This is a genomic window from Christensenella hongkongensis (genome assembly GCF_000981035.1).
GTDB lineage: Bacteria > Bacillota > Clostridia > Christensenellales > Christensenellaceae > Christensenella > Christensenella hongkongensis.
Genome location: NZ_LAYJ01000019.1, coordinates 1 through 290, shown reverse-complemented (window position 1 = coordinate 290; position 290 = coordinate 1). Strand labels below are relative to the sequence as shown.

The 290-nt window shown below is 41.0% G+C and carries 1 protein-coding gene; it reads right to left on the bottom strand.

The annotated features are described in order from the left end of the window. Positions 1-46: 46 nt before the first annotated feature. Complete coding sequence (locus CHK_RS16435) at positions 47-220, bottom strand: hypothetical protein (protein ID WP_160295557.1); 174 nt, start codon at positions 218-220, stop codon at positions 47-49. Positions 221-290: the final 70 nt, after the last annotated feature.

Genomic DNA, 290 nt, shown 5'->3' with positions numbered 1-290 from the left:
CTCACGTCTTGACAAACGCCATTCTTACAGGCGCGTCTGACAGGATTCAGCCGGTTGGCTTTTGCTGATCGGCTGAATTGTCCATAGGAATTCCAACATCGTCGCTTACGATCTTTATTTTCTCGTTGTCAATAATGATGGCTTGATGTGGATTACAATACATTCGCAGGTACTCGACTGCACCCTTACAAGCAATTAGTAATTCGTTTATTTTGCTCATGTTATATCCTCCTAAAATCCCATTTGTTTTTCAATCGCTTTAAATTCCTCAGAATCCGTGATGCCATTAA

Coding starts and splice junctions, on each gene's coding strand:
- CHK_RS16435 (WP_160295557.1), bottom strand. CDS start 220: ATGAGCAAAATAAACGAATTACTAATTGCTTGTAAGGGTGCAGTCGAG.